At 63.9% G+C, this 24,834-nt stretch carries 33 protein-coding genes and 2 pseudogenes; 14 read left to right on the plus strand and 21 right to left on the minus strand.

Going from position 1 to position 24,834, the window contains the following annotated elements:
* Window positions 1–11: 11 nt before the first annotated feature.
* The 6 genes from ACVIW0_RS19520 to ACVIW0_RS19545 form a co-directional block, all read right to left on the minus strand.
* Window positions 12–749 carry a hypothetical protein gene (locus ACVIW0_RS19520; RefSeq protein ID WP_461353791.1) on the minus strand — a complete coding sequence of 246 codons (738 nt, stop codon included), beginning with the start codon at window positions 747–749 and terminating at the stop codon, window positions 12–14.
* A gap of 3 nt (window positions 750–752) precedes the next feature.
* A complete protein-coding gene (locus ACVIW0_RS19525) occupies window positions 753–1,505 on the minus strand; it encodes an HK97 family phage prohead protease (protein ID WP_461353792.1) in 753 nt (250 codons plus the stop codon).
* Window positions 1,502–2,488 carry a hypothetical protein gene (locus ACVIW0_RS19530; RefSeq protein WP_461353793.1) on the minus strand — a complete coding sequence of 329 codons (987 nt, stop codon included), beginning with the start codon at window positions 2,486–2,488 and terminating at the stop codon, window positions 1,502–1,504. The genes ACVIW0_RS19525 and ACVIW0_RS19530 overlap by 4 nt, the downstream gene beginning before the upstream one ends.
* Window positions 2,489–2,566: 78 nt before the next feature.
* The gene (locus ACVIW0_RS19535; RefSeq protein WP_461353794.1) at window positions 2,567–2,908 is read right to left on the minus strand and encodes a hypothetical protein; all 342 of its coding nucleotides are present in this window, start codon (window positions 2,906–2,908) and stop codon (window positions 2,567–2,569) included.
* Window positions 2,905–3,141, minus strand: coding sequence for a hypothetical protein (locus ACVIW0_RS19540; protein WP_461353795.1), 237 nt, complete (start codon window positions 3,139–3,141; stop codon window positions 2,905–2,907). The genes ACVIW0_RS19535 and ACVIW0_RS19540 overlap by 4 nt, the downstream gene beginning before the upstream one ends.
* A 1,910-nt stretch (window positions 3,142–5,051) precedes the next feature.
* On the minus strand, window positions 5,052–5,321 hold the full coding sequence (locus ACVIW0_RS19545; protein WP_461353796.1) for a hypothetical protein: 270 nt from the start codon (window positions 5,319–5,321) through the stop codon (window positions 5,052–5,054).
* A 157-nt stretch (window positions 5,322–5,478) separates the two neighbouring features.
* Between ACVIW0_RS19545 and ACVIW0_RS19550 the strand changes: the two genes are divergently transcribed.
* Entirely contained in the window at window positions 5,479–5,673 is a 195-nt protein-coding gene (locus tag ACVIW0_RS19550; RefSeq protein WP_461353797.1) for a hypothetical protein, read from the plus strand.
* A 985-nt stretch (window positions 5,674–6,658) separates the two neighbouring features.
* Here ACVIW0_RS19550 and ACVIW0_RS19555 read toward each other — a convergent pair.
* A complete protein-coding gene (locus tag ACVIW0_RS19555; protein ID WP_461353798.1) occupies window positions 6,659–7,030 on the minus strand; it encodes a hypothetical protein in 372 nt (123 codons plus the stop codon).
* A 117-nt stretch (window positions 7,031–7,147) separates the two neighbouring features.
* On the opposite strand from ACVIW0_RS19555, the gene ACVIW0_RS19560 reads away from it, so the two are divergent.
* On the plus strand, window positions 7,148–7,603 hold the full coding sequence (locus tag ACVIW0_RS19560; RefSeq protein ID WP_461353799.1) for a hypothetical protein: 456 nt from the start codon (window positions 7,148–7,150) through the stop codon (window positions 7,601–7,603).
* Window positions 7,604–7,625: 22 nt separating this feature from the next.
* Here the strand turns inward: ACVIW0_RS19560 and ACVIW0_RS19565 are convergent, their stop codons facing one another.
* The 8 genes from ACVIW0_RS19565 to ACVIW0_RS19600 all read right to left on the minus strand — a co-directional run bounded on the left by ACVIW0_RS19565 (window position 7,626) and on the right by ACVIW0_RS19600 (window position 11,708).
* Window positions 7,626–7,871, minus strand: a complete 246-nt coding sequence (locus ACVIW0_RS19565) for a hypothetical protein (protein ID WP_456754865.1) — start codon at window positions 7,869–7,871, stop codon at window positions 7,626–7,628.
* Between the two features lie 212 nt (window positions 7,872–8,083).
* Complete coding sequence (locus ACVIW0_RS19570; RefSeq protein ID WP_461353800.1) at window positions 8,084–8,332, minus strand: hypothetical protein; 249 nt, start codon at window positions 8,330–8,332, stop codon at window positions 8,084–8,086.
* 259 nt (window positions 8,333–8,591) lie between these two features.
* Window positions 8,592–8,786, minus strand: a complete 195-nt coding sequence (locus tag ACVIW0_RS19575; RefSeq protein WP_461353801.1) for a hypothetical protein — start codon at window positions 8,784–8,786, stop codon at window positions 8,592–8,594.
* Between the two features lie 126 nt (window positions 8,787–8,912).
* Window positions 8,913–9,650 (minus strand): hypothetical protein, encoded by a 738-nt coding sequence (locus ACVIW0_RS19580; RefSeq protein ID WP_461353802.1) that lies wholly within the window; start codon window positions 9,648–9,650, stop codon window positions 8,913–8,915.
* 54 nt (window positions 9,651–9,704) lie between these two features.
* Window positions 9,705–9,869 carry a hypothetical protein gene (locus ACVIW0_RS19585; RefSeq protein WP_461353803.1) on the minus strand — a complete coding sequence of 55 codons (165 nt, stop codon included), beginning with the start codon at window positions 9,867–9,869 and terminating at the stop codon, window positions 9,705–9,707.
* An 89-nt stretch (window positions 9,870–9,958) separates the two neighbouring features.
* Window positions 9,959–10,219 (minus strand): DUF3551 domain-containing protein, encoded by a 261-nt coding sequence (locus ACVIW0_RS19590; protein WP_461353804.1) that lies wholly within the window; start codon window positions 10,217–10,219, stop codon window positions 9,959–9,961.
* A gap of 312 nt (window positions 10,220–10,531) precedes the next feature.
* Complete coding sequence (locus ACVIW0_RS19595) at window positions 10,532–11,383, minus strand: 3-hydroxybutyryl-CoA dehydrogenase (protein WP_461353805.1); 852 nt, start codon at window positions 11,381–11,383, stop codon at window positions 10,532–10,534.
* Between the two features lie 133 nt (window positions 11,384–11,516).
* A complete protein-coding gene (locus ACVIW0_RS19600; protein ID WP_461353806.1) occupies window positions 11,517–11,708 on the minus strand; it encodes a hypothetical protein in 192 nt (63 codons plus the stop codon).
* A 421-nt stretch (window positions 11,709–12,129) separates the two neighbouring features.
* Between ACVIW0_RS19600 and ACVIW0_RS19605 the strand changes: the two genes are divergently transcribed.
* The 6 genes from ACVIW0_RS19605 (at window position 12,130) to ACVIW0_RS19630 (ending at window position 15,930) form a co-directional block, all read left to right on the plus strand.
* A complete protein-coding gene (locus ACVIW0_RS19605; protein WP_461353807.1) occupies window positions 12,130–12,345 on the plus strand; it encodes a hypothetical protein in 216 nt (71 codons plus the stop codon).
* A 129-nt stretch (window positions 12,346–12,474) separates the two neighbouring features.
* Complete coding sequence (locus ACVIW0_RS19610; protein WP_461353808.1) at window positions 12,475–12,714, plus strand: hypothetical protein; 240 nt, start codon at window positions 12,475–12,477, stop codon at window positions 12,712–12,714.
* A gap of 165 nt (window positions 12,715–12,879) precedes the next feature.
* The gene (locus ACVIW0_RS19615; RefSeq protein WP_461353809.1) at window positions 12,880–14,169 is read left to right on the plus strand and encodes a hemolysin family protein; all 1,290 of its coding nucleotides are present in this window, start codon (window positions 12,880–12,882) and stop codon (window positions 14,167–14,169) included.
* 118 nt (window positions 14,170–14,287) lie between these two features.
* On the plus strand, window positions 14,288–14,887 hold the full coding sequence (locus ACVIW0_RS19620) for a formyltransferase family protein (protein WP_461353810.1): 600 nt from the start codon (window positions 14,288–14,290) through the stop codon (window positions 14,885–14,887).
* 184 nt (window positions 14,888–15,071) lie between these two features.
* Window positions 15,072–15,431, plus strand: a complete 360-nt coding sequence (locus tag ACVIW0_RS19625) for a hypothetical protein (protein ID WP_016846110.1) — start codon at window positions 15,072–15,074, stop codon at window positions 15,429–15,431.
* Window positions 15,376–15,930, plus strand: a complete 555-nt coding sequence (locus ACVIW0_RS19630) for a hypothetical protein (protein ID WP_461353811.1) — start codon at window positions 15,376–15,378, stop codon at window positions 15,928–15,930. Before ACVIW0_RS19625 ends, ACVIW0_RS19630 begins: the two co-directional genes overlap by 56 nt.
* Window positions 15,931–15,999: 69 nt before the next feature.
* Here the strand turns inward: ACVIW0_RS19630 and ACVIW0_RS19635 are convergent, their stop codons facing one another.
* On the minus strand, window positions 16,000–16,206 hold the full coding sequence (locus tag ACVIW0_RS19635) for a hypothetical protein (RefSeq protein ID WP_229197489.1): 207 nt from the start codon (window positions 16,204–16,206) through the stop codon (window positions 16,000–16,002).
* 11 nt (window positions 16,207–16,217) lie between these two features.
* Entirely contained in the window at window positions 16,218–16,616 is a 399-nt protein-coding gene (locus ACVIW0_RS19640) for a RidA family protein (protein ID WP_461353812.1), read from the minus strand.
* A 190-nt stretch (window positions 16,617–16,806) separates the two neighbouring features.
* Between ACVIW0_RS19640 and ACVIW0_RS19645 the strand changes: the two are divergent.
* Window positions 16,807–16,962, plus strand: a pseudogene (locus ACVIW0_RS19645) (EamA/RhaT family transporter); the annotation flags it as partial.
* Window positions 16,963–17,062: 100 nt separating this feature from the next.
* Here ACVIW0_RS19645 and ACVIW0_RS19650 read toward each other — a convergent pair.
* A complete protein-coding gene (locus tag ACVIW0_RS19650; protein WP_050400483.1) occupies window positions 17,063–17,302 on the minus strand; it encodes a BrnA antitoxin family protein in 240 nt (79 codons plus the stop codon).
* Between the two features lie 18 nt (window positions 17,303–17,320).
* Window positions 17,321–18,295 (minus strand): cysteine synthase A, encoded by a 975-nt coding sequence (gene cysK, locus ACVIW0_RS19655; RefSeq protein ID WP_461353813.1) that lies wholly within the window; start codon window positions 18,293–18,295, stop codon window positions 17,321–17,323.
* A gap of 227 nt (window positions 18,296–18,522) precedes the next feature.
* Between cysK and ACVIW0_RS19660 the strand changes: the two genes are divergently transcribed.
* Complete coding sequence (locus ACVIW0_RS19660; RefSeq protein WP_461353814.1) at window positions 18,523–18,744, plus strand: hypothetical protein; 222 nt, start codon at window positions 18,523–18,525, stop codon at window positions 18,742–18,744.
* Between the two features lie 10 nt (window positions 18,745–18,754).
* Here ACVIW0_RS19660 and tgt read toward each other — a convergent pair whose 3' ends face one another.
* The gene (gene tgt, locus ACVIW0_RS19665; protein WP_461353815.1) at window positions 18,755–19,888 is read right to left on the minus strand and encodes a tRNA guanosine(34) transglycosylase Tgt; all 1,134 of its coding nucleotides are present in this window, start codon (window positions 19,886–19,888) and stop codon (window positions 18,755–18,757) included.
* A gap of 175 nt (window positions 19,889–20,063) precedes the next feature.
* Here tgt and ACVIW0_RS19670 point away from each other — a divergent pair.
* The 4 genes and pseudogenes from ACVIW0_RS19670 to ACVIW0_RS19685 form a co-directional block, all read left to right on the plus strand.
* Window positions 20,064–20,477: pseudogene (locus tag ACVIW0_RS19670) on the plus strand (patatin-like phospholipase domain-containing protein); the annotation flags it as partial.
* A 113-nt stretch (window positions 20,478–20,590) separates the two neighbouring features.
* The gene (locus ACVIW0_RS19675; protein ID WP_461353816.1) at window positions 20,591–21,352 is read left to right on the plus strand and encodes a TetR/AcrR family transcriptional regulator; all 762 of its coding nucleotides are present in this window, start codon (window positions 20,591–20,593) and stop codon (window positions 21,350–21,352) included.
* Between the two features lie 305 nt (window positions 21,353–21,657).
* Entirely contained in the window at window positions 21,658–22,260 is a 603-nt protein-coding gene (locus ACVIW0_RS19680; RefSeq protein WP_461353817.1) for a PepSY domain-containing protein, read from the plus strand.
* 231 nt (window positions 22,261–22,491) lie between these two features.
* Window positions 22,492–23,529, plus strand: a complete 1,038-nt coding sequence (locus ACVIW0_RS19685) for an aspartate-semialdehyde dehydrogenase (protein WP_461353818.1) — start codon at window positions 22,492–22,494, stop codon at window positions 23,527–23,529.
* A gap of 207 nt (window positions 23,530–23,736) precedes the next feature.
* Here ACVIW0_RS19685 and queA read toward each other — a convergent pair whose 3' ends face one another.
* Window positions 23,737–24,813 carry a tRNA preQ1(34) S-adenosylmethionine ribosyltransferase-isomerase QueA gene (gene queA / locus ACVIW0_RS19690; protein WP_461353819.1) on the minus strand — a complete coding sequence of 359 codons (1,077 nt, stop codon included), beginning with the start codon at window positions 24,811–24,813 and terminating at the stop codon, window positions 23,737–23,739.
* Between the last annotated feature and the right edge of the window lie 21 nt (window positions 24,814–24,834).

The following is a 24,834-nucleotide window of genomic DNA, read 5'->3' on the forward strand; positions in this document are numbered from 1 at the left end:
AGCGCGCCTAGCTATCCGGCTTGGTCGATTCGTCTGCTCATCCAATACGCTCGCCGCTCGCGCTCACGATCGAGATCCTCATGCGCTAGCGTTTCGAAAATCACGCGATCAATCGCGGCGCCGTCCATTTCCTTCTGGTCTCGCAACGCGCGGGCCAGCGCGACCAGCACGCCGCGATACCTGGTCAGCATCTCTTCTGCCTCGGTGCGCGCGAATTCGAGGAATTGCCAGGCCGAGCGATCCGAGCTGCAGATGGTCTGCGCGTAACGAGCAGCCTTCAGGAAATCGGAGCTGCAGCCGTGCTCGTTGAAGGAACCGAAGATCACGTTCTCAGCTGCTGCACCGGCTAGAGCCTCGATCACGTGGTGAAGCACGCACGAGAACCAAGCATCTGCGTCATCTCGTGCCTCACCATGGCGGGGCATGTGCTGGTCAACAACACGAGCAATCTCGAAAACGGTGCTCTCACCTTCGCGCAGCGACGATCTTCGGGTCAGCTCGCCTTCCCCACTCCAGACGCAACCGCCGTATCCGAGTTCAGCATCCGCAACCACAGTGGCCAAAGAAACTGGCTTGTCGAGAATGCGCGCAACAATCGCGTGGCCAGCCTCGTGGATGGAAATCCGCTCCGCACCTTCAGCGTCCGGAAGGCTGAGCCGAGCCGCGCTGGTGACTCTGAATCCAGCGGGCTCGGCTCCCAGCGTCCCGCCGCGCCGGCGGGGTGCTGTAGTTATGATGTTGCTGCTCAAGTCTTAGATCCCCCGCCAAATCGGCTTTCGAGGGAAGCGACGACGCGATACGCGGGGGGCTATCTCGCCGGTCGTATTGGCCAAGCGAGCCCAATCGGCGATGCCAGCGATGGCTCGGTCACCAGCCAAATCTTGCGATGTCCCTGTCGCGATCCGCTGGCGTGCCTCCATCCGAGCCTTGATTGCGGCGACGACCGGGTTTGCAATGCGAACCGAACGCACGAACGCCGCGGGATCCGCGGGCACACTGACCAGCGACACCTCGAGGAGCTCCCAGCGCTTGGCGGTGAAGAGGTAATCCTCGTCCCACACCAGCCGCTCGCGCTCCGGATCGATGATGTTGCCATCCTCGTCGGTGACTTCCCACTGGTCGACCCAGTAGCCGATCGAGATGCCGCGCACGGTGCCGCGCGAAACCATGCCTTCCGCCTTGCGGCCGGCATCCGAGTCGTCGAACTCGATCAACCCCATCAGGGCCTCACCCTGGAACCAGGCCTTGGCGAGGCGCCCCAGGACGTTGTCGATCCCGAGCACGTTGTGGCTGTCGATCAGCGGCACGCCGGGACCGGTTACCCTGCCGAGATCGACCGCAGCCCGGCTGATCTCCAACCGCTCGACGCCGTAGCCGCGCTTGACCTCGGCGCCGACGGACAGAATGGCCTCGACGGTCCGGGCTTCGGCGTCGTAGCTGCTCGCCTTGACGTCGGCAAAGCGGTGCTCGATGACGCCGAGCGGCGCGCGGCGCGTGTCGGTCATGCCGCTTCTCCGGGATTGCCGGGGTTTGTCTGGAGCACGTACGCCGGCCCGCGATCGATGACCTCGAATAGCGGCGCGGTCCGGGAATGCATGACCTTGCTTTCCGCGGGAGCGGCTTGCTCACGCTGAAGCGCGGCCAGCGTCTCACCGTCGAGCATGACGCACTTGTCGAGGCTCGGCTGGCCGAACCCGTGCCATTGGCGCCAGCTGACGACGCGCTGGCCGGCGCGTGGATCATCCAGCCGCACAGCGGCAGCGCGATCGATCGCGCGTTGGGCCAGGTGCGGCGCCAGATCGACATACCGATTTGAATCCTCGATCCTGGTAAGACTGCCCTCCGACCATGCGATCGGCTTGATCAACCAGATGCGTTCCGTGATGGGCTTCGGTGCGGGAACGAAGGGGGCCGGCTGAGCGGGCAGCGCCGCCGGGAGGGTGCCGGCACGCACGCCATGCACGCGGTTGTCGAGAAGGTCGATCATGAGACCGATCGCGGGAAGCAGCTCGGCCCGGGCACTTCCGGCGAAGATCGACACTCCCTTCGCATCGGGGCAAATCACAGACGCCTGGTCCGCGATAGCCGCGAGCTTCGCCAGGAAACCGTCCGGCCCGAGCTGCTCGTTCAGGTCTCTGATTTCGGCGATCCAACCCTCGATCGCGGCGGCGGTCTGAGCCCGCAGTGCCTGGTCGGCAAGCTCGGCGAGCTGCTGTTCGGCAGCTTCTGCGTTTGCCGTTTCCTCGACCAAGGCGGTACGGAGCGTCGCGACGCGCTGGTCTGCGGAACGGACGCGGTCCTCGGCGGCATCGAGCTCACGGTCATCGGCCCCGTCGCGGGCCAGCTTGATCGGAAGCGCCGTGGCGTCAGCGAGCTGCCGTTCCGCGGCCTCGAGCCGTGCCTTGATCTTCTGCTGCCGGCCGAGCGCGGCGTCGAGATCGCGCTGCGCCTTCTTCGCCTTGTCGGTCTTCAAAAACGGGATTTGCATGGTCGAGTCTCTCCTCGACCCAAGAACTACGCGCGTCGGCCCTACTCTCGCCAGCCCCTGAAAAGCGACGAAACACGATCAAACGCGACGGAACAGCGCGAGGCGCGTTCGCGTGCGCTCGCCATTGAGGTCGACATACCATCGGCCGCCAAGCCTTCTGCAGTCGATCTCGCCGTCCGCGCACCATTTCCGGATGGTGCCGGCATCAAGGGTGGTGCCGACAGCGGCGCTCTTCGGCGCGGCGTAGTTCGGCTCGCTCGCTCGCGACAGGACGTCCTTATCGCGGCTCGCCTGCATCTGGCGGACTGTTTCGCGAAGAGCGGCGATCTCGCGAGCCATGAATTCATTGGCCTCTTGCTGCCTGGCGAGCTCCTCGCGCAGAGCGAGATCATCCGTAGCAGCAGGGCTCGACTTACTCATTGGCGCCGCCACGCGTCAGGATCGTTCGCAGGCACTGCCTGCGACCACTGCTGGGACGGATTGAGATTGGCCTTTAGGTCCGCGTCAGCTTGCTCGACCCAAATGCGCGCGCGGTGGCCCTCGCCGATGATCGCTGCTTTGCTGATCTTGCCGTCGGCGATCCATGCCGACACAGCTTGCGGCGACCGAGATTTGCGTTTGGCGTATGCGCCCTTCGTGACGACAGTTCGCATGGAATAATCTTCTCCATCTGAGTTTTTCACCGGTCTTCAAATTTGAAATTTGAGCCTTTTGAAAAATTCACCTCACTAGACAGGTCGAACGCTCTGCCGCTCCGCATGCAGCCAGGGGCCTCAGAAGGACCCGCTCGCAAGGGTCTTTCCAAGGCAAGAGCGGCGCGGCAACGAACGCGAACCGCTTTTCCGTCGGAAACGGTACCGATCTCGAACCGCTCTCTCAGCTTCGAATAGCGGGTCCAAATTCCTCTTCGAGGGTTTGCGAGAGTCTGGAGAGGGTTTTGGAGAGGGTTTGAATCGTGAATTCATGAATGATGGCCGATGGATGAGGGGAAAGACGCGAGGGTACGAGGGTTTTTGCCCACACGCGCATAACCGGCTTCGCTCGTTAGACAGCCTTGGAAATCACCTGACCGCATGCACGCCCCGCCTCTCGCGAGTTGCATACGCGCGCGCGAAAACCCTCGAACCCTCGCGCAGCGCAGGCCAATATCCTGATGGCATTCACAAATCTTGCTTGAGAGGGTTTTTGCAAACTCTCGACAGACTCTCGCAAACCATCGGTGCCATTTCAGCAACACAGCGACGGGAGGAATGTCGGGAGGATGGTGGGAGCTTAAATGGTTGCGGCAGCTCCCGCCGCTATCTTCCCATGGGAGGTTGCAACCTCCCAGAAGATATGAAAGCGGACCTTTCACGACGCGCCACCGCTGTCGATGAGCCGAACCCCGAGGATCCAAACTACGTTCGAAACGTGCCGCCGATAGCCAAGTCGCGTGAGGCTCAGCGACAGGGCCTTATGAGAGACTGGCTCGTCGCCATGGCCAATGGTGAACACTCGGTAGGCTGCGTACAACGCCGCTGACTGAACGCGACAGCCGATAGCGGCGACCACGCACCTCTTGAGGAATCGATCTATAGTCGCGTCGCTGTCTGTTTGAGTTGCGGCGGTGCGTTGTTTAATTCTCTTGCAAACCGGGGCCAGCAGCTCAGACAAAAACTGCCGACGTGCACTCTGCCCCGCCGCCCCCCACGCGACGCGCAACAGATCAATCTCAGCTTTCGCGCGTCGCCGAGCTACCAAGGCTTTTTGCGAGGGTTTTGGGAGCTTGGCTACCTCCGCCCCCAGGGGGGCGCCGGGGGCGGCCGGAGGGCTTGCGCGGCTCATGACAGGCCACCATTTCGCAGGTGTGGCCGGCGGCTTCCCTTATTTTTGCATTCCGACAACACAAAATAGTCCTTTCCGATCAATGCCGGAACGAACGGGGGAAATGTCGGAATGCGGATTGTTATTGCTGACGTGTCGCCAGCCTTTTAATCATGGGGTCGAGGGTTCGAGTCCCTCCGCGCTCACCAAACAAATTCAATAACTTAGGTTGAAGTTCCCCCTCCCCAAGCACCGATTTTTTTGCGGTAGCGAAACTGCGACGCCGCCGGATAATAAACGACCCCGGCGCGGGCGGCGCGCCAGGGCCGCCATTCCAGCTCCCGATCGCCGTGGGGGATAGGCATAATTTCGGGAGCCAATAGACGATTCCCGCGGTCGCGACTTGTTCCTGAGCCGCGTTAGTAGATCAGCAACCCAAGCAGCGCAGGCTATTCACGGGACGGGACCGTTGGGGACGACAATGTCGCGGTCCGTTTCGGGAGGAGCTGGCGTGCTGGCCCTGGCGCCAGCTCTTCTTCCAAAACTGTGTGAACCAGGTGACAGCCGCTTTGACACAAGCGTTGCTAGGTTATCGATGCTGGGGATTTCAGGGCCCAGAGGCTGGAAGAACAGGGCGCCGCCGGGACAAACCATTTCGGGCCCGGCGGCGTAATTTTTGACGTTTACCACCGGCACTGACGCTCACGGGCATCTCGGCATGACCGGCAACAAGATCGCCACAAAGGCTGTGCCGTTCGCGCTAGCGATCGGCCATTCGGGCATTGCACAGCCCGCGGCCCGCCTGTGCGCTTAGCAAACGATCCCGATGGCCTCGTCCCGGTGCGGTGCACGCGCGCCAGGCTGTAGCGTCGCCGCGCTCGATTTTCGCTGCGGCGACGGCAATCGGTGTGGTCGCGGTGGCGCTGACGATGGCGGCCGCGGCAGCAATCATCCTGTGCGGTGCCGCTGGCGCGCCCGGCCCGAAGTACAACAAGCCCAAAGCCGAACGATGAATCCAAAACACGTTCATTGGACGCGAACTCCGCAGATGCCACTCCTCTGTCCCAACCCAATGGCATGAACCGTGCTGAATGATTGCAGCTGGGAATTTCAATGTCCCCGGTCAGGAATAAGCGTCACTTGATGTGTGTTTTTGAGACCGGTGGGCCACATTTGAGGAGGCATCGTTGAACACCAAAGCACCTCAACAGGCTCGGTTCCTCGTTCGCAAAGGAAGCACCGACGACTGGATGGTTTATGATCGAGAACTGAAAGGGCCGGCGCAGCTAAAGAAAAACGGACCATTCGCCGAGAAGCTCACGAGAGAAGAGGCCGAACGCATCAAGCAGATGCTGACTGACGACCTCAGGGGGCAGCAGTAGGTGCCCACCGGAAACATATAGCCATATTGGGGTACCGTTCCCTGAGAACATAAAGCAAACAAACGACACCGTGTAACTCCTAAGGTCCATGAACAGAGTTGGGCATAGGGAACGGGAAGCGGCAAGAATGCGACAGCCTGATGAGGGGGCTTAGACCTGCTGCGATTCCATCTTTGGCTACGGGACCTTAGAGAACCAGTCGTTTGATCGCTATCCGGGAACGATCGAGGAACGGCTGGAACGACTGATTCACTGATGCTCAACGGTCGGCCGGCGCACCGCGATCTGCATGCTGGTGCTCGTCTCGATTTGCCAGCGCCCGTGGCGCTATCGCGGCAGGCGGATCAAATGCCATCCGGGAGGCGATGGCGCCTCGTAACGCCCGGAGCTTCGATGGCTGGCACCGAACTTGCGATCTCGTTTTGTGCTGGGATTGCAGTCCCCAGATTGAGACAGGGCGCCGCCGGGACAAATCATTTCGGGCCCGGCGGCGTACTTTTTCGGGACGGTCAGAACAGCATGCCGTCCCCGATGGGATGGCCCAGCCGCCGGTCAACGAACCGGCGGGTTGTAGCGATCCCAAATCACGGTTCTCGAGCCACTCTGCGCCGATCGCGAGATGGCATCGTCGAACTTGTGATAGCGGTCGAACTGCTGCTGCTCATCGCGCAGCCGCGGCGCTTCGGCAGACGAGTAAGCGCTATTCGTACCGTTCCAATGATCAGATCCCGACACGACGCAACCCCATCTTGGTTCAGATGCAGTTGGTTAGCATCGTTACGCGGGGTTCTCTGTATCGCCGTGGCAACAGCACGAGCAATCCGCACAAACATGAGCACACGGATTGTTTCCGTGGTTCTCCGTGCGTGAACAGGGAGAGGGGATTTTTTGCGGCCGCCCACCAAGCGCTTAGCCGGAACGCGTTGCTATCCGCCGACTGGTGATCAGGCTGAACACAAAAATTGAAAAGCCGAGGTCGGCGCGCCTAGAACTTTCGTCCGTCGGATGCCATTTTTCTGCATTCCCCGCTGAGGGTCAGGGATTTCCCGCCCGACGACAGAGTCTTGGTCGCTTTGCCGGACTGCCGGGAAATCGTGATCGACAGCGAAGCTACGAGATCGTTTCCACCGATCGTGATCGTTGTCGGGCCGTCGAAGGAAAACGAATCCTGGCTCGCTTTCCAGCCTCCCGCTGGATCGACGTAGTATTGCAGGGTCGAGGCGGCCATGTTCCAGTCATCAGTGGAGGCGGCTGGAAAATCGCACTCCAATGCTGCGATCGGGGCTTGCGCGTGACCTTCCAAAGTCAACGCGCCCAAGGCCAGCAGCGATAGCAATCCATCTCGTATGACGCGCACGGATACACTCCTCAAAGCTCCCCACGGGTGGCTGCAGCATACCTGTTGAGCGTGAGCGAGGCGAGCGGGTGGCCATCCCTCCTTCCGCGTGCAAAATGCGATGCTGGGAGCTCGCACATGAAACTTGCCAGGGCTGTCGCAGTTTGGCTCGCGCCTTGCCTCCTCGCGGCAACGGCCAATGCACAAACCTGCCTCACAGGCCCCATCAGAACGAAGGACGGCACGTTGCAGACGTGGACTGTCGTCAACCGCTGCGGCGCACCGGTCACGCTGCGCTATTCGCTGACAGGCCCCCTCGGCAAAGAAGCCAAAACCGCAATCGTCTCCGCCTGCAGCAGGCAACGGATTGTGCAAACCTTCGAGACCGATCGGATCGATTTTCTGGGCACGGCCTATGGTCCAGGCTGGGAGAAGATTTGTCCGTCATTGGACGATGAGGTTCGCCCGGGGAAGCGACCGGAAAAATCAACCAACGAAACGGATCAGATCCCGTTTCCATCCATCAGCCCGCCGCCCTTGGCCGGTCCCAAGCCAATAGGGCCCGCGGGCGGGAAGCCCATTCCCAAAGGATAGCCTAAACGTTAGCGCCGCACGCTCACGGGTCTACCGTCAGCGGCAACTCGCCCTGACCGCCCGTCCAGTCGATGATCTCGAGCGGGAGCCCGCGCTTGAGCATCTCGGCCTCGAGACTGCCGGCGTGCCGTTTCCACTCCGGCGTCGAACGGACACGGAATTTCGGGTCTTCGCCGTTGGCCTCGAATTCATCGTCGGCTTTCAGCGCGCCGCGGATGGCTTCGTACATCATCTTCAGGCTGGCGTCGGTGAAGGCGCCGTAGTCCATCGGTCGTCTCCCTCAACACTGTGAGACGCAAAAGGCCGCCACGTAACGTCCCGTGGCGGCCTTCTGCTAGTGGCCCATCCAGACGGCCCGGGACGAGGTTGCGTGAGTCGGGTTAAGGAAACGTTGTTCGCGCGTGGCGCTCATGGCGCTCGCCGACACGGAAAGGCCCCGCCGAAGCGGGGCCTCCGCGTGAGGCAGATATGCTGGACTTGCTAGTCGTCCCAGTCATGTCCACGGATCACGACGCCGCGATCGTAGTCGCGGTGGTGGTTGTACCAGCCGTGGTGCCAGCCGCGATCGTAGTCCCGATAAACGCGTCGACCTTCATATCGATCATATCGATCGCCGTAGTAGCCGCGGTCGCCGCCGATATAGACGCCCACGCCCTGCGCGCTGGCGATGGTCGGTGCCGCGATCGACAGTGCCGCAACGGCGGCAAGTGCGTAAGTCAGCTTCGTCATGACATCCTCCTTCCAGTACGGCGTGACAACGATCGGCGTCCGCGCATGTTGCAGGAACAAGTTCGGAACTTTCCTGAACGCCTGTTCAACATCGTGGCGCGTTCCACGCCATCGTCACGGACCGGCGGAGGAAGACCATTGGAGCCGGCTTGCGATCCCTTATTCCCTGGATTCCGCTCGTCGCAGACCGCGCCGACGGCCGGGAACCGGAGCAGGTTTCCATCAGGTTCGCATGCTCGGATTTTGCCCGTAACTGCCCTTAGAGCCCCAGGCAGCGAAGCAGTTGCGTGAGCGCGGTGTTGGCGGATTGCGCGCGCTGCTCGAGAATTTCGGCGGCAGCGGCGTAGTTTTGCGCCAGGACCTCGAGCGCGCGCCGGGCATCCGGCAATGTGGACTGCTCCGCCATCTCCAGGCACTGGTGCTCGAAATAGCGAAGCTCTTCAAGTTCGGTCATCGCGATTCGTCCGGTTGGTTCTGCATCTTCGAACTGAGTGCTCCGGCGACCCAGTGAAAGTTTGGCAAGATTGTTGCGGACACCGGCCGATTCATTCGCATTGTTGCTGGATGCATGATGTGATCATCACCGCTGCGTGACCGCTGCCGATGCGCGCGGTGCGAATCGACAAGCGCGTCCAGAATGCGTGAGTCTTGCCCGGCAGTCATGTCGTCGGAGCAGACGGCGGTCGATGCGGCACAGGGGTGGCCTTGTTGAAGCAGATGAAGAAACGCGATTGGGCCTTCGTGGCCGCCTGTGCGGCCGGCGCATTGGTATTCGGCGTCTGGAGTTTCCAGATGGGTCTCGCGTTTCATCGATCCCGGCCGGCTCCGACAGATCTCTCCAGCTCGCATCGGCACAATCCGGCCGCCCCGGATTAAGCCAGGCCAGGCCTGCAATGACGGCAGCGTCATCGTCGTCGGTCTCCGCCCGCGTCAGCCGCCTGCGGCGCAGGCCGCCCTTGGCGCGGCGGTGACGAATGCCGAACCGGTGCACCCGCCGCAGCACGCTGCCGACGACATCGATGGCCTGCCTGACGACGGCCATGACGGTCGCGACGCGCGTGAACAGGCCGACCAGGAAGATCATCGAGAAGATGTCGATATAGGCCAGCAGATCGCCCACCAGCATCAACTCGGGCGGCAGCGGAATCCGGTGCCAATAGGCGCCGATCAGGATGACGACTGGGATCAGCGCGATCAGCTTGCGCAGCGTCAGCCGGTCGAGCACGGCGGCGAGCTCGACGACCAGGATCTGCCAGAGCCAGCCGCCCAGCGCTGCCGGCTTGTCGACGGTCCAGACCCGCCAGATCCGTTTCCACATCGCGGCCCCTGCCTTGTGTCCGCCTTGTCCGCAACAAATCCTTGGCAATAACGGCTACGGCTTCGACGACGCCTCGCCGCCGTCGCCCTCGACGGCAGCGCCCGGCGCATCGGCCGCATCGGCCGACGGAAAGATGCGCTCGTAGTTGGCGCGGGCCTCGCGGATCAGACGCGCCCGTTCCAGTTCAGACTTCGAGATGAACCTGATTATCTCGCCCATTTGCTCTCCAACGCAGGGGGGCCAATTCTCCATCCACAGCCAATGCAACCATCGTGCCTGTTGGCCGGAAGGCCGCCGGCCCTGCCCGCTCAGCGGAGCGCCCGGGGCGCCATTCGCGGTTGGGTGAGCGCAACGCGCGGATTGATGCCGCAGCTGGCGGCGCGGCCTGACGCCGACGCCTGGCACTGCTGGTAGGTCTGGTAGCCGCAGTAGCCGGGATACCCCTCCTCCTTGCCCTGGATGCACCAGGGATAGTCGTAGGGGCCGGCGGCCGCCGGCTGTGCGGCGCCGACAAGCCAGCTCGTCCCGAGCGCGGCGAACGCCAGAAGCGCCCACTTCGTGCTGCGCATGATTCCTGCTTCCTTCTCAATCGGCATCCAGCCGCTGATGTAGGTACGCAGGCCAAATCCGCGAGATATTCGCTCGCCGGCTCAAGAAGCTGTGACCCGCGCGTGACGGCGTGCCTGGACATCGAAAACCGCCCCAAGCGGGCTTGGCGCATACAGGGAGCGCATACAAAAAACACGAGGCCCGGTGTGCCTAGGAGACCGGGCCTCGTGTCTGATGTCCCCCGCCTCAGTGGCGGATCAGGGAGTCGTGGTTACGCGAGCTTGTCGGCGCGATCCATCCCGGATGACTACGGGGTCGCCGGCGCGCAGACATCACTTGCTGTAGCTGTAGAACCCCTGCCCGGTCTTGCGGCCGAGATGGCCGGCATCGACCATCTCCTTCAGCAGCGGCGCCGGCCGGTACTTGGGATCGTTGAAGCCTGTGTAGAACACCTCCATCACCGACAGCATGGTGTCGAGCCCGATCAGGTCGGCGAGCGCGAGCGGGCCGATCGGATGGTTGCAGCCGAGCTTCATGCCGGCATCGATTTCCTCCGCAGTCGCGATGCCTTCCTGCAGCGCGAAGATCGCCTCGTTGATCATCGGGCACAGGATACGGTTGACCGCGAAGCCCGGGCTGTTCTTCGCGGTGATCGCGACCTTGCCGACCCGCTTGGCGAAGGCTTCGGCCTTGGCGACGGTTTCGTCGGAGGTCTGCAAGCCGCGGATCAATTCGAGCAGCGCCATCACCGGCACCGGATTGAAGAAATGCATCCCGATGAAGCGGTCGGGACGATCGGTCGAGGCTGCAAGGCGGGTGATCGAGATCGACGAGGTGTTGGTTGCGACCAGCGCGCTCGGGTTCAAGCCGGCGCAGAGATCCCTGAGGATCTTGACCTTGAGCTCCTCGTTCTCGGTCGCGGCCTCGATGACGAGATCGCAGGCGGCGAGCTTCGCCTTGTCGGTGGTGGCATCGATGCGCGCGAGCGTCGCGTCGCGATCGGCCGCGGTCATCTTCTCCTTCGCGACCAGGCGCTCGAGGCTGCTGCCGACCGTCTTCAGGCCGCGCTGCACCGCTGCGTCGGAAATGTCCACCATGGTGACGCCAAGCCCCGCCGCTGCGCAGATCTGCGCGATGCCGTTGCCCATGGTCCCGGCGCCGATAATGCCAACCGTCTCAATCATGCGTTCGTCCCTCGCAGCTTGCGCGGCCGCACGGCCGCGTCGTCAACAACGGCGGACCGTGGGTCCGCGGATGGCGCATGAATAGCAGCCCGGCCGAACCGCCGATACAGTAGACGATGGTATTGTGGTGGGATTACTCGGGGCGCGGCGGGACGGGCCGCCGGGGCGGAACGGCGCGGCGCGACGGAATCTCGGTCCGCGACGGCTCGGCCGCGCGAGACGGCTCGAACACGCGGTTGAACCGCACGATCCACCAGGCCAGCCGGCCGTAGTTGCGGCGCAGTGCCGATCCAAATCCCTCGTCGATGTCCTGGTCACGATCCATACCCCTATCGTTAACGTGCATCCTTGAAGGAACGGTGAGTGCCATCACGTGCTGTGCCGGCAATCGTTAGGAACTTGGCAACTATTTCGCGCCAGCCTTGATGGGTTGACGGTGCGGGCAGCGGTAGTGTCCGGATTGCGTATTGAAGCCCCCGTGCCGCAGCATCGCCAGGCCGGTGCGACTCGCATTTAGTTGATCGAATTTTCCGCGGGGTGCCGCGACAGAAGGAAATTAGACGACGAGGGCTACGCCCATGCTTTCTGAGAAATTCTTTTTGGTTCTTGAGACATTGCTGAACGGCCAGACTCATTCCGACGGCAGCCCGCGGGTGGTGAGCACCTCGCCCCACGTCCCGATCAAGCTCCCGGGTCAAAGCCAGCCGCAACGCAGCCCGCCTCGCTAGCCACGCAGTGATGCCGCCATGGACTCCGAGACCGACAGCAAGACCGATTTCGCGGGCATCGCCGTCGCGATCTGCGTCGCGGCCTACACGGCGATCATGCTGGCCTATCTCGCGCGATACGATCTCGGCCTGACCGCACTTCAGACGCGTCATGTCTCGATGACGGCTGCGCTGTTCCTCGCGCTGCCGGTCGCGCTGGATCTCCTGCGCAGCGGCCCCCGCAAGCTGCGCTGACGCGCGCAGCAGCGCGCCTGCCCGCATCCGATCTCCCCTGCCGCGAACGCGCCAACGCAACATAGCGCTAGGTGAAGCGAGGCGAATCAGCGTTACCTTGCAACTGATCGCTTCGTGGGATTTGGCGGCATGACCCAGCCCGACGGTTTGGATCAGAATATTCGCGAACTGCAGGAATGGCTCCGCAACGCCTGGCAGCAGCTTGCGGACCCCTCGCTCACCGCCTTCTCCCGCCGCGAACTGCGCAACCAGATGAAGCAATGCAACGCCGATTTGCGCGTGCAGCTGCAGGCTGCGTCCAAACGGCTGAGCCAGCCCTCGCCATCGGGCAGAACGTTCGCCAGGCCGGAACTGCGGATCCTCGTCTAGCGTCCGTCTGCCAGCGCGCCAAAATGCCGCGATCTCCTGCCGCACGCGCACCATACGCAGCCTCTGCTTGTGCAGGGAGGCGCGACGAGGAGAGCAAAACTGCTCCGGCATGGCTATATTGGGCTCTCGTAGAGCGGCCCACACCGCCAAAGCTTAGGGACTCCCGTGTTATATCTGGAACTTGCGATCGTGGCGGTCTTGATCGTCGTCAACGGTCTGTTGTCGATGTCGGAGCTCGCGATCGTCTCCTCGCGTCCGGCGCGCCTCGCCGCGCTGGTTGAACGCGGCGTCAGCGGCTCGCGCCGCGCGCTGGCGCTGGCCTCCGATCCCGGAAAATTCCTCTCCACCGTGCAGATCGGCATCACGCTGATCGGCGTGCTCTCAGGCGCCTTCTCGGGCGCCACGCTCGGCCAGCGGCTCTCGCAATGGCTGTTCGAGCTTGGCGTGCCGGCCAACATCGCCGACGCCGCCGGTGTCGCCGTTGTCGTCGGCGTCATCACCTATGCCTCACTGATTGTCGGCGAGCTGGTCCCGAAGCAGATCGCGCTACGCGATCCCGAGGCGATCGCGGTGCGCGCCGCACCGGCGATGACGGTGATGGCGAAACTGTCGCTGCCGGTGGTGTGGCTGCTCGACCGCTCCGGCAAGTCGCTGCTGTGGCTGCTCGGCCATCGCGAGGACGCCCAGGACCGCGTCAGCGAGGACGAGATCAAGACGCTGGTGGTGGAGGCCGAGAACGCCGGCGTGCTCGAGCCCGGCGAAAAGGAGATGATCGCCGGCGTGATGCGGCTTGGCGACCTGCCGGTCGGCGCCGTGATGACGCCGCGCCACGAGGTCAGCCTGATCGACCTCGCCGCACCCGCGCCCGAAATCCTGGCGACGTTGCAGAAGAGCAATCACTCGCGCTGCGTGGTGTTCGACGGCAACCGCGATCATGCGCTCGGCATCGTGCAGGCCAAGGACGTGCTCGACGTCTACCTCGCCGGTCAGACGCCGGATATCCGCGCGTTGACGCGCGATGCGCCGATCATCCCGGAGACCGTCGACGCCCGCGACGTGGTCGCGATCCTGCGCGACTCCGCGGTGCATATCGGCCTCGTGCATGACGAGTACGGCACCTTCCAGGGCGTAGTCACAAGCGCCGACATCCTCGAAGCCATCGTCGGCGCCTTCCACACCGAGCAAGGCCCAGCCGAGCCGGCCTATGTCAGGCGCGCCGACGGCTCCTATCTCATTTCAGGCTGGATGCCGGCGCTCGAATTCGGCGAGTTGCTCGGCATCACCCTGCCCTCGCCGCGGCCCTATCAGACCGCAGCCGGCTTCCTGCTGCATGCGTTCGGCGCGATCCCCGATACCGGCGCGAAAACCACCGCGCAGGGCTGGAATTTCGAGATCGTCGACCTCGACGGCCGGCGCATCGACAAGGTTCTGGCGAGCAAGCCGCCGGCGGCCTGACATTGCCAGCCGGCCGGCCTGTTGATAACGGGCAGGACAGCGAAACAGGCCGCCACCATGTGCTATCGGCATAACGGCGGCTGAAATCCCTCCGAGTGAACCCCACGGAATTGATCCCATGCGCATTACCCTCGTCGGTTCCCGCCATTTCGGCGTGACGACCCTGAACATGCTGCGCGAGCACCACGTCACGCTGGTCAGGGTGGTCGTCCATGACGGCGAGGACCGGCTGGCGGCCGCGGCCCGGGCGGCCGGCATCGAAGTCGTCGTTCAGGCCGATCCCAAGCTGGTGACCGCCGCCGAGATCGCGCCGGGTACCGACCTGATCATCACCGCCCACAGCCACGCCCGCGTCAGCCGGGAGGCGCTTGCCGTAGCCAAGCTTGGTGGCATTGGATACCACCCGTCGCTGCTGCCGCGTCACCGCGGCATCGCAGCGGTGGAATGGACCATCAAGGAAGGCGATCCGATCGCCGGCGGCAGCATCTATCACCTCGCCGACCGCATGGATGCCGGCGCGATCGCCGCGCAGGACTGGGTGTTCGTCAAGAAAGGCGAGACCGCCCGCGAGCTCTGGGAGCGCGCGCTGGCGCCGCTCGGACTGCGTCTGCTCGGCGAGGTCATCGACTACGGCAAGGTCAATGGCGCGCTGCCGGCCAAGCCGCAGGACGAGCAGTTTGCGACCAAGGCGCCCAATCTGAGCCCCGGCAAGCATTAGTCCGCAATGGTACCGAGTTACGAACGAGCAGACACAAACTATTCGGTTCCGGAGCCGGAACCAGATTCACTATGATGTGTTTGAGTTCACAGGAACATTCGGGGGTTCCCGCGCCGCAGCAAATTTTGAACACATTGTGACAGGATAAGCCGCGTCATCACACGAAATGACAGGGATTTGATTCATGCGTTCGATCCGCATCCGCGACCTGATTTTGGTCACTTCGGTCGCTTCGGCTGCCGCCCTCACCGCTGCTCCCGCGTCCGCTCAGCAGCCTTATGACGGCCTTTGGAATGTCACCGTCGTCACCAAGACCGGAAGCTGCGAGCCGTCGCAGAGCTCGACCGTGACCGTCGCTGAGGGAAAGATCTCGGCACAGGGTGCGGCGATCTCCGGCACCGTCGGCAGCGGGGGACTTGTGCGAGTCTCGATCAATGGTGCATATGCGAACGGACAACTCAGTGGCAACTCCGGATCGGGGAAGTGGAATGGCGCATCAGCTGGCGTACCGTGCAGCGGCCGATGGGAAGCATCCCGTCAGTAAGATCACCAGCGTATCGCGTTTCTTCGCCATCGCGCGGCGGCCAGCAATTGCAGCCGCCGCGTTTTTCATGACCGCAGTCGCGAGCACTACGGGCCATGCGCAGTCCGGCCCGTTCGCCGGGATGGCGGGCACCTGGTCGGGCGCCGGCACGGTGACCTTGGACGACGGATCCAGCGAGCGGATTCGTTGCCGTGCGACCTATCACGTCGGCGGACCCAGGATGACCATGAGCCTCACTTGCGCCAGCGACGCCTACAAGTTCAACCTGGCAGCCGACGTGCAGGCCGAAGGCAGCGCGGTCAGCGGGTCCTGGAGCGAATCCAGCCGCAATGTCAGCGGCGACCTGCGCGGTCGCGGCGCCGGCGGCAACTTCCAGGTCGTGGCCAGCGCCCCCGGCTTCAACGCCGACATCTCGATGCGCACCAGCGGCAACAAGCAGTCGGTCACGATCAGGGCCGACAGCCAGTTCCGCGGCGCCAGCATCACGCTGACGAAGTAACCGGCCTTCAGACAACAGCGCCCCCCGGATCCAAAATCTCGAGGGCGTTTTTTGTTGGCCATGCGCTTGCTAAGCGGTGCGCGGCTTGCCGAGATTCTCGGCGGTCTGCTGGATGGTGCGGGCGATCAACAGCGCCTGCTCCTTGTTGACCGCAAAGTCGTGCACGCCTTTGTCGGTCGTCATGGAGATCACCATGATATCCGGCTGTTGCTCCGGCCAGCCGGTCGCAAACCCCGTGAGGAGCTCAGGCGCCTTTCGCATGTTGCTCTTGTTCATGACTGAATATCCTATGCTGCGGGAATGAACGCCGTGACCTCGATCTCGACCTTGGCGCGCTGATCGACCAGGCCGTCGATATAGAGCAGCGTCGACGGCGGAAAATTGCGCCCGAGCGTTTCCTTCCACGCCGCACCGATGCCGGCCCCCGCGGCCTCGTATTCGCTGCGGCTGGTCAGGTACCAGGTCAGGCGGACGATGTGCTCCGGGCCGGCGCCGGCCTCGTTCAGCAGCGTGATGATGCGCTTCAGCGCGGTGCCGACCTGCGCGGCCATGTCGGAGGCGTAGTCGCCCTTCTCGTCGCCGCCGGTCTGGCCCGCGAGCACGATCCATCTGCCTGGCGCGTCGAACGCGACACCGTGCGAGAAGCCGCGGGGTTTCGACCATTCGGCCGGTTGCAAGACACGCATGAGCAGATCCTCCCTGATGGTCATTCCGGGGCGCACGCGAAAGCGGGCGAACCCGGAATCTCGAAATTCTGGGTCATCTTGTGCTTAGCAGAGATTGCGCAGCCGGCGCACCATCGGTCGACGGAATTGCGCGCTGCAAATTTGCGGCAGCTCGCCGATACCGGGAATCCCTTCTCACTTCATTTCCGTCATGGATCGCACGCCCTCAAAGACCCGCGCCGCACTGTGGATGTCCGGCTGGCTCGCGCTGATGCTGATCGTGGCGGTGGCCGGCCGCGAAGCGACGCGCGAGGTCAACGTCTTCCAGGTGATGGCCGTGCGCGGCGTGCTCGGCTTCGTGGTGCTTGTCTCCGCTGATCGTACACGCGAGTTGAACGCGCGTCGCGCCGCTGCGCCGATCACAGCAAAGAGCCCGGGAATCGTCCCGGGCTGCCTTCTCGGATGCGCTACTTCCCGGCGGCCTTGCGCAGCGCCGCGTTGATACGGTCCTGCCAGCCGGGACCGCCCTCCTGGAAATACTCCAGCACGTCCTGGTCGATCCGCAGCGTGACCTGCTCCCGCACGCCGGGGACGGCCACCGTCTTCGGCACCGCGTCGGCGACCTTGGTGGTGGCGCGCTTGAACGCCGCCTCGGCCTCGCTGCGGGCATCGTTCAGGGTTCGCGGACGTCTCGGCTGATCAGCCATGTGCTCGATTCCTGTGGCTCAAATTCCTTCAAACAACGCCGTCGAGAGATAGCGCTCCGAGAATGACGGCACAATCGCCAGAATGGTCTTGCCAGCAGCTTCCGGCCGCTTGCCGATCTGCAAGGCAGCCGCAATCGCTGCGCCCGAGGAGATGCCGCCGGGGATTCCTTCGTTGCGCGCCAGCGCGCGCGAAGTCTCGATCGCGGTCGCGCTGTTGACCTTGACGATCTCGTCGATCACCGAGCGGTCGAGGATGTCAGGGATGAAGCCGGCGCCGATGCCCTGGATCTTGTGCGGCGTGTGCTGGCCGCCCGACAGCACCGGGCTCTCCTCCGGCTCCACGGCGACAATCCGTAGCGACGGCTTGCGCGGCTTCAGCACCTGGCCGACGCCGGTGATTGTGCCGCCGGTGCCGACGCCGGCGACGAAATAGTCGATGGTGCCCCCGGTGTCGTTCCAGATCTCCTCCGCGGTGGTGCGGCGATGGATTTCGGGATTGGCGAGGTTCTTGAACTGCTGCGGCATCACCGCATTGGGCGTCGTGCGCACCAGTTCTTCTGCGGTCGCGATCGAGCCCTTCATGCCCTGCGCCGCCGGCGTCAGCACGATCTCGGCGCCGAGGAACGCCAGCATCCGCCGCCGCTCGATCGACATCGATTCCGGCATCACGAGCTTGAGCCGGTAGCCGCGCGACGCGGCGACATAGGCCAGCGCAATGCCGGTGTTGCCCGAGGTAGGCTCGATCAGCACAGTGTCGGCGTTGATGATGCCGGCCTTCTCCATCGCCACGATCATCGCGGCGCCGATGCGGTCCTTCACGCTGGCTGCCGGGTTGAAGTATTCGAGCTTGGCGAGGATCGTCGCGTTGACGCCTGCCGCCTGCGGCAGTCTGCGCAGCCGCACGATCGGCGTGGAGCCGATCGCGTCGACGATGGAGTCAAAGACGCGGCCGCGTCCGGGTTGCACTGCACTCGTTGTCGACGGCGCGTCCATCAAGCGGCTCCTCGTTGCGGGATATGCTGGAAATATGCGGTCTTGCTCATTTGAGGCAGCGCACCAAAACGCGCAAGTGTGAAACGGTCGCGACGCGAATTCGTTGCATCGCAAAATCGAAACCTCAGCCAAATAACGTAAAACCTACGCATTTGTGTTGCGACATAGTCAAACAAGTGCGCTTATATACTTTCGTCAGGTGCAGCTCAGAACGCAAAGGAGGTCACATGCCAGCTCTTGCTGAAGTTCTGTCGACCACGGCGTCTCGGCCCGATCCGCGCGGCAGCGATTTGCCGACCTGTCCGGTGTGTGCGGATTCCATGGTTGCGGCGGAAGCGTCCGCGTACCTCCACGCCAATCTGATCAGCTATCTCTGGACCTGCGACAACTGCGGTTACGGGTTCGTGACCAAGCACTCGGTGAAACCGATCCCGATCGTGTGCAACTGATCTCATAAGCTCACCTCTGAGCGATGTCCCCGCGCGCCCAACCGGCGCGCGTTTTCGTTCGAAAATCCTCGAACGTGCCGCTCGCCACCGCATCGCGGATGCCCTGCATCAGCTCCTGGTAATAGGCGACATTGATCTCAGACAGCAGCATTGCCCCAAGTGTTTCGCCTGATCGCACCAGGTGATGCAGATAAGCGCGCGAATAGTCGCGTGCCGCCGGCCACGAGCTCTCCTCGTCGAGCGGACGCGTATCGTCCATGTGCCGGGCATTGCGCAAATTGATCTGGCCGAACCGGGTGAACGCCATGCCGTGGCGTCCGTTCCGTGTCGGCATCACACAGTCGAACATGTCGACGCCGCGCGCCACCGCCTCCAGAATGTCCTCCGGCGTGCCGACGCCCATCAGATAGCGCGGCCGATCCGCCGGCAGCGCCGGTGCGGTCTCCTCGATCATCGACAACATCACCGCCTGCGGCTCGCCGACCGCGAGCCCCCCGATCGCGTAACCGTGAAAGCCAATGTCGGTCAGCCCGCGCGCGCTGGCATGACGGAGGTCGGGGACATCGCCGCCCTGCACGATGCCGAACAGCATGTAGCCGTCGGGTGCGCTCTGGAAGGCGCGCTTGGAGCGCTCCGCCCAGCGCAGCGAAAGCTGCATCGCGCGCTCGATGTCGGCGCGCTCCGCCGGCAGCCGCACGCATTCGTCCATTTGCATCGCGATGTCGGAGCCGAGCAGCCGCTGCACCTCGATCGAGCGCTCGGGCGACAGTTCGACCTTGGCGCCGTCGATGTGCGAGCGGAAGGTCACGGCCTTCTCGGTCACCTTGCGCAATTCCGAGAGCGACATCACCTGGAAGCCGCCGGAATCCGTCAGCATCGGGCCGCCCCAGCCGGTGAAGCGCTGGAGGCCGCCAAGCCCTGCGATCCGCTCGGCGCCCGGCCGCAGCATCAAATGATAGGTGTTGCCGAGCACGATATCGGCGCCGGCGTCGCGCACCTCGCGCCAATGCATGCCCTTCATCGCCCCCGCGGTGCCGACCGGCATGAAGGCGGGCGTCCGCACGAGGCCATGCGGCGTGGTCAGGCGGCCGGTACGGGCTGCGCCGTCGGTTGCCAAAAGCTCGAAATGATTGGGAAGCGTCATGCGGCTGCTTATTGCGTGTCACTGACGCCCGATCAACCCGTCGGGTAACGGCTCCCGCGCGACTTCGTGACCGCGCACGGTCGATCGGAAGCTTGCTCTGGCACTGCGTCTCCGTTAAACAACACGAAACGGTTTCGTTTTGATTCAACAATATATATGGCGGCGGACCGTCCTCATCCCGAGCGAGGTGGCGCGCGAGAACGCCAAGGACCGAAAGCTCCTGATCGTCACCACCGATCTCGACACCCAGCGCACGGTAATCTGGGACATGGGGCGGATCGCCGCGGTCGGAACGACGGAAGCGCTGCGGCTGTTTCGCGACGTGATGGCCGCCTCCGCCTCGATCCCGCTACTGGTGTCGGACGCGACGATCGACGTCGCCTCGCGCAGCATTTCCGCGATCACCCAGGCGCAGACCCGCTCCGTCATCCTGTCGACCTATGATTTCGCCCGGCGCAACCGGCTGGGCCTCCATCTGTCCTATATCGAGCGCGATTACCCGTCGCCGGAAGCCCAGGGCTTCGACACCGGCTATATGCGTGCGCTCTACCAGTACGGCTACGAGAAGGCCGCCGCTGGCCAGGCCTAGACCGCGACGCCGCCCTGAGCGACCCGCCCCCGGTACCGCCGAATGGACGAATCCGCATCGCGCGGGTTATAGACCGGAGCGCCCCGTCCGGCGCACAACGAGATGAATGGGCAATGGGATTGACGGCAACCAAGGCCAAAGTGACCAACAAGGCGGCCAAACGCGGCGTGATCAAGTCACGCGGCGGCCGGCCGACCCGGGACGCCGCGATCGAGCGCGACCAACGGCTGATCGAGGTCGCCACGCGCCTGTTCCTTGAGCGCGGCTTCGAGGCGACGTCGATCGATGCGGTGGCCGAGGCCGCTCGTGTCAGTAAGCCCACGGTCTATGGCCAGTATGGCGACAAGCGTGGCCTATTCGCCGCGGTGCTCCGGCGCGAAATCGCCCGCTGGCTTGCCCCGCTCGCTGCCGCGGCGGCCGAGATGCACGGCGACGGAAGCTGCGACGGCCAGGTCGAGGAGCGGCTGATCGATCTCGGCCGCCAGTTGCTGGTGCTGAATTGCAGCGCGGATTCCATCGCCTTCAGCCGGATCCTGACCGCGCAGGCGATCAATTTCCCCGAGGTCGCCAAACTCGCGGTCGACGAGGGCTGGTCGAAAGCCGTATCCACGACGGCGGATTTCTTCGACCATCTGGTCGACAAGGGCGCCCTCGACCTCGAGGACACCACGATCGCCGCCGAGACCTTCCTCAACATGGTGGTCGGCCACACCCATCGGATGGCGACATTCGGGATTCCGATCGACATGAAAGCTGCCGAGAGGCGGATGGAAGTGTCGATCCGGCTGTTCCTGGCCGGCGCGGTCGGGCCAAAGGACCGGCTGCGCGAGGCGGCCAGGGAGGCCGCGAAGGCGCGCCGGCGGCCGGCCCGCTGACAGTTTAACAGGATCGTTTCCGCGCCTTACACGTTGCCGTGATGAGCCTTGAATAAACGGAACGAAACCGTATTGTTTAGTTGCAAAGAGACGCCGAACCCGGATCAGCCCCCCAATGGGTTTTGCGCCGCCTTGTAAACTTCGATCGTCATGACGGAGCTGCCGCCATCGCTTCGTCTGAACGTTCGGCGGCCGGCCTTTGACTAACGAGGGCCGGCCGCATTTTCCCGGCCCAAGAGGCCGATCCGAAGCGGGCAACGCGCGAGCACAAGTTCGATACAGGTTTGACGATGAGGACAGGACGATTGCGCGGACTGCTGCGTTGGGCATTCGGGACACGGCTGCTTGCGACCGCGCTGCTGGCCCTGCCCCTGGCGTCGCCGGCGCATGCGGTCACGAGTTCGGCGGCCGCAGCCCTCACCCCACAGGACAGCGACAGCGCGCTCGACGTGCACGCGGTTCGCCGCGAGCTCGACAGCTTCCAGGCGGCCCAGATCTCGCTGCGCAAGGCGATGGCGATTGCGGAGGCGCTGCATTCCGGCGCGATCACCGCCGACGTCAGCTTCGACGGCGCGGCTGAGCCCGCGGTCTACCGGGTCAAGACCATGCAGCGGGACCGCATCTGGCAGCATGCCATCAACGCCTCGACCGGCGAAGTCATCGGTGGCGAGCCTCCCTCGACGCTGGCGTCCCTCGGTGCCGACGACCGCGACAACCTCACAGTGCTCAGGGCGCTCCGGCACCGCCTGGCGGATGCGGTGCGCGTCGCCGAACATACGACGTCGGGAAAGGCGATCTCGGGCGGCCTGATGCGCGAGCGCGGCAAGCTCAATTTCGTCATCGTCGTGCTCGCAGGCAGCGACCTGAAAGAGGTCATCCTCGAGCCGCCCGGCGCGCGGCGGCGCTGAGCATACCCAGTATTCCTTCGCCAGATTTTCGCCCAAAAGCCGTTGACGGACGCCGATCTCTCCCGCATAAGTCCGCACCATGATCACCGCGACCAAACGCACCAGCAAAACCACCAAGCCCTCCGGGGCCTCGGGAGGCGTGCGCGCGTAGTCGGTCGAACGCATCATCTCTGCCCGAAGCCCCGCCTGATCAAGGTCCGGGGCTTTTTTGTTGCCTGAATTTCAACCCGAATGGAGGACAAAGTGAGTAACGATCCCGTCGTCGCGATTGTCGGCGTCACCGGCGCAGTCGGCGCCGAATTCATCGCCACCATGGACAAGCGCGACCTCCGCGTCGGCAAGCTGAAGGCGCTGGCGAGCGCCCGCTCGGCCGGCAAGACCGTCACCTTCCGCGGCAAGCCGGTGGTGATCGAGGAGCTGACCGAGCGCGCCTTCGAGGGCGTCGACATCGCGCTGTTCTCGGCCGGCAGCGGCATCTCCAGGAAGTTCGCGCCGCTTGCGGTGAAGTCCGGCGCCGTCGTGGTCGACAATTCCTCCGCCTTCCGGATGGATCCGAACGTGCCGCTGGTGATCCCGGAGATCAACGCGCGACGCATCCGCGATCACAAGGGCATCATCGCCAACCCGAACTGCGCCGCCATCACCGCGCTGGTGCCGCTGTGGCCGATCCACCAGAAGAACCGCATCAAGCGCGTGATCATCTCGACCTACCAGGCCGCAAGCGGCGCCGGTGCCGCCGCGATGGACGAGCTCGTCGAATCCACCCGCGCCAATCTCAACGGACAGGTCTACACCCCGAAGGTGATGCCGCACCCCTACGCCTTCAACCTGTTCAACCACAACACGGCGGTCGATCCGGAGACCGGCTACAACGACGAAGAGACCAAGGTCATCAAGGAGACCCGCAAGATCTTCGAGGACGAGAAGATCGCGATCGGCGTCACCTGCGTGCGGGTGCCGGTGCTGCGTGCGCATTGCGAGGCGATCACCTTCGAATGCGAGAAGCCGATCACCGAGGATCAGGTGCGCGCGATCATGGCGCAGGCGCCGGGCGTCAAGATCGTCGACGATCGCGCCAAGAACTACTTCCCGATGCCAATCGACGCCTCCGGCCAGGACGACGTGCTGGTCGGCCGCATCCGCAAGGATCTCAGCGACCCTAGCGGCCACTCGATCTCGATGTTCGTCGCGGCCGATCAGCTGCTGAAGGGCGCCGCGCTGAACGCGGTGCAGATCGCCGAGTTGCTGCCGGAGCGCGCGATGGCGTGAGGGCACCATGTGGCAATGCTAGACCCGTCATCCCCGCGCAATGGCGTAGCCATTGTCGCTGGAGGAGCCGCGAAGCGGCGTCTCGAAGGATGCATCGGCCCCAGTCGGGCCGTCGCCCTTCGAGGGCCGCTGAAGAAGCGGCCACCTCCAGCGACAACGGCAAAGCCGTTGCGCGGGGGTGACGGTGACGGAGTTGAGCTCGCTGAATTACCCGGTTGGCCGAAACAGCAGGCACGCATCGCCATACGAATAGAACCGGTAGCCATCCCTGATCGCGTACGCGTAAGCACTTTGCATGGTCTCGAGGCCGGAGAAGGCTGAGACCAGCATGAACAGCGTCGAGCGCGGGAGATGGAAGTTCGTCATCAGGATATCGACCGCGCGGAAACGATAGCCAGGCGTGATGAAGATCGAGGTTTCGGCCGCAAACGGCTGCACGATGCCGTCAGGCGTCGTGGCGCTTTCGAGCAGCCGCAGCGACGTGGTGCCGATCGCGACGATCCGGCCGCCTTTTGCGCGCGCGGCATTCAAGGCGACAGCGGTCTCCGCGGTGATGCAGCCCCACTCGGCGTGCATCTTGTGCTCCGAGGTCTCCTCGGCCTTGACCGGCAGAAACGTCCCTGCCCCGACATGCAGCGTCAGCCGATGCAGTTCGACGCCGCGGCGCTTCAGCGCGGCCTCCAGCGCCGGCGTGAAATGCAGTCCCGCCGTCGGTGCAGCGACCGCGCCTTCGTTCGACGCGAACATGGTCTGGTAGTCGCTGACATCCTGGTCGTCAGGCGTCCGCTTGGAGGCGATGTAGGGCGGCAGCGGCGTGGCGCCGACATCGGCGATAGCCTGGTCAAGCACCGGGCCATGGAACGAGAATGACAGCGTCACCTCACCCTCCTGCCCCTTCGCCTCGACCTCTGCATCGAGATTGCCGAGCAGGCAGACCTTGCCCTCATTGCCGAAACGGACGGTGTCGCCGGGGCTGAGCTTCTTCGCCGGCTTGACCAGTGCCTGCCAGCGCGAGCCGTCGAGCCGCTTGATCAGGGTCGCCTCGATTTTCGGCTCGGTCTCACGTCCGATGCGGCGGCCCTTGAGCTGGGCGGCGATCACCTTGGTATCGTTGACGACGATCTGATCGCCCGGCTCGAGCCAATGCGGCAGGTCGGCAATGGTGGCGTCGCGCAGCGCGCCGTCCGGATGCACGACCAGCATCCGCGCGGAATCGCGCGGGCTGGCGGGCCGAAGCGCGATGCTTTCGGGCGGCAGTTCGAAGTCGAAGAGATCGGTGCGCATGGATGCCCAGCCACGTCGTTC

It is taken from the genome of Bradyrhizobium sp. USDA 4454, assembly GCF_054822705.1.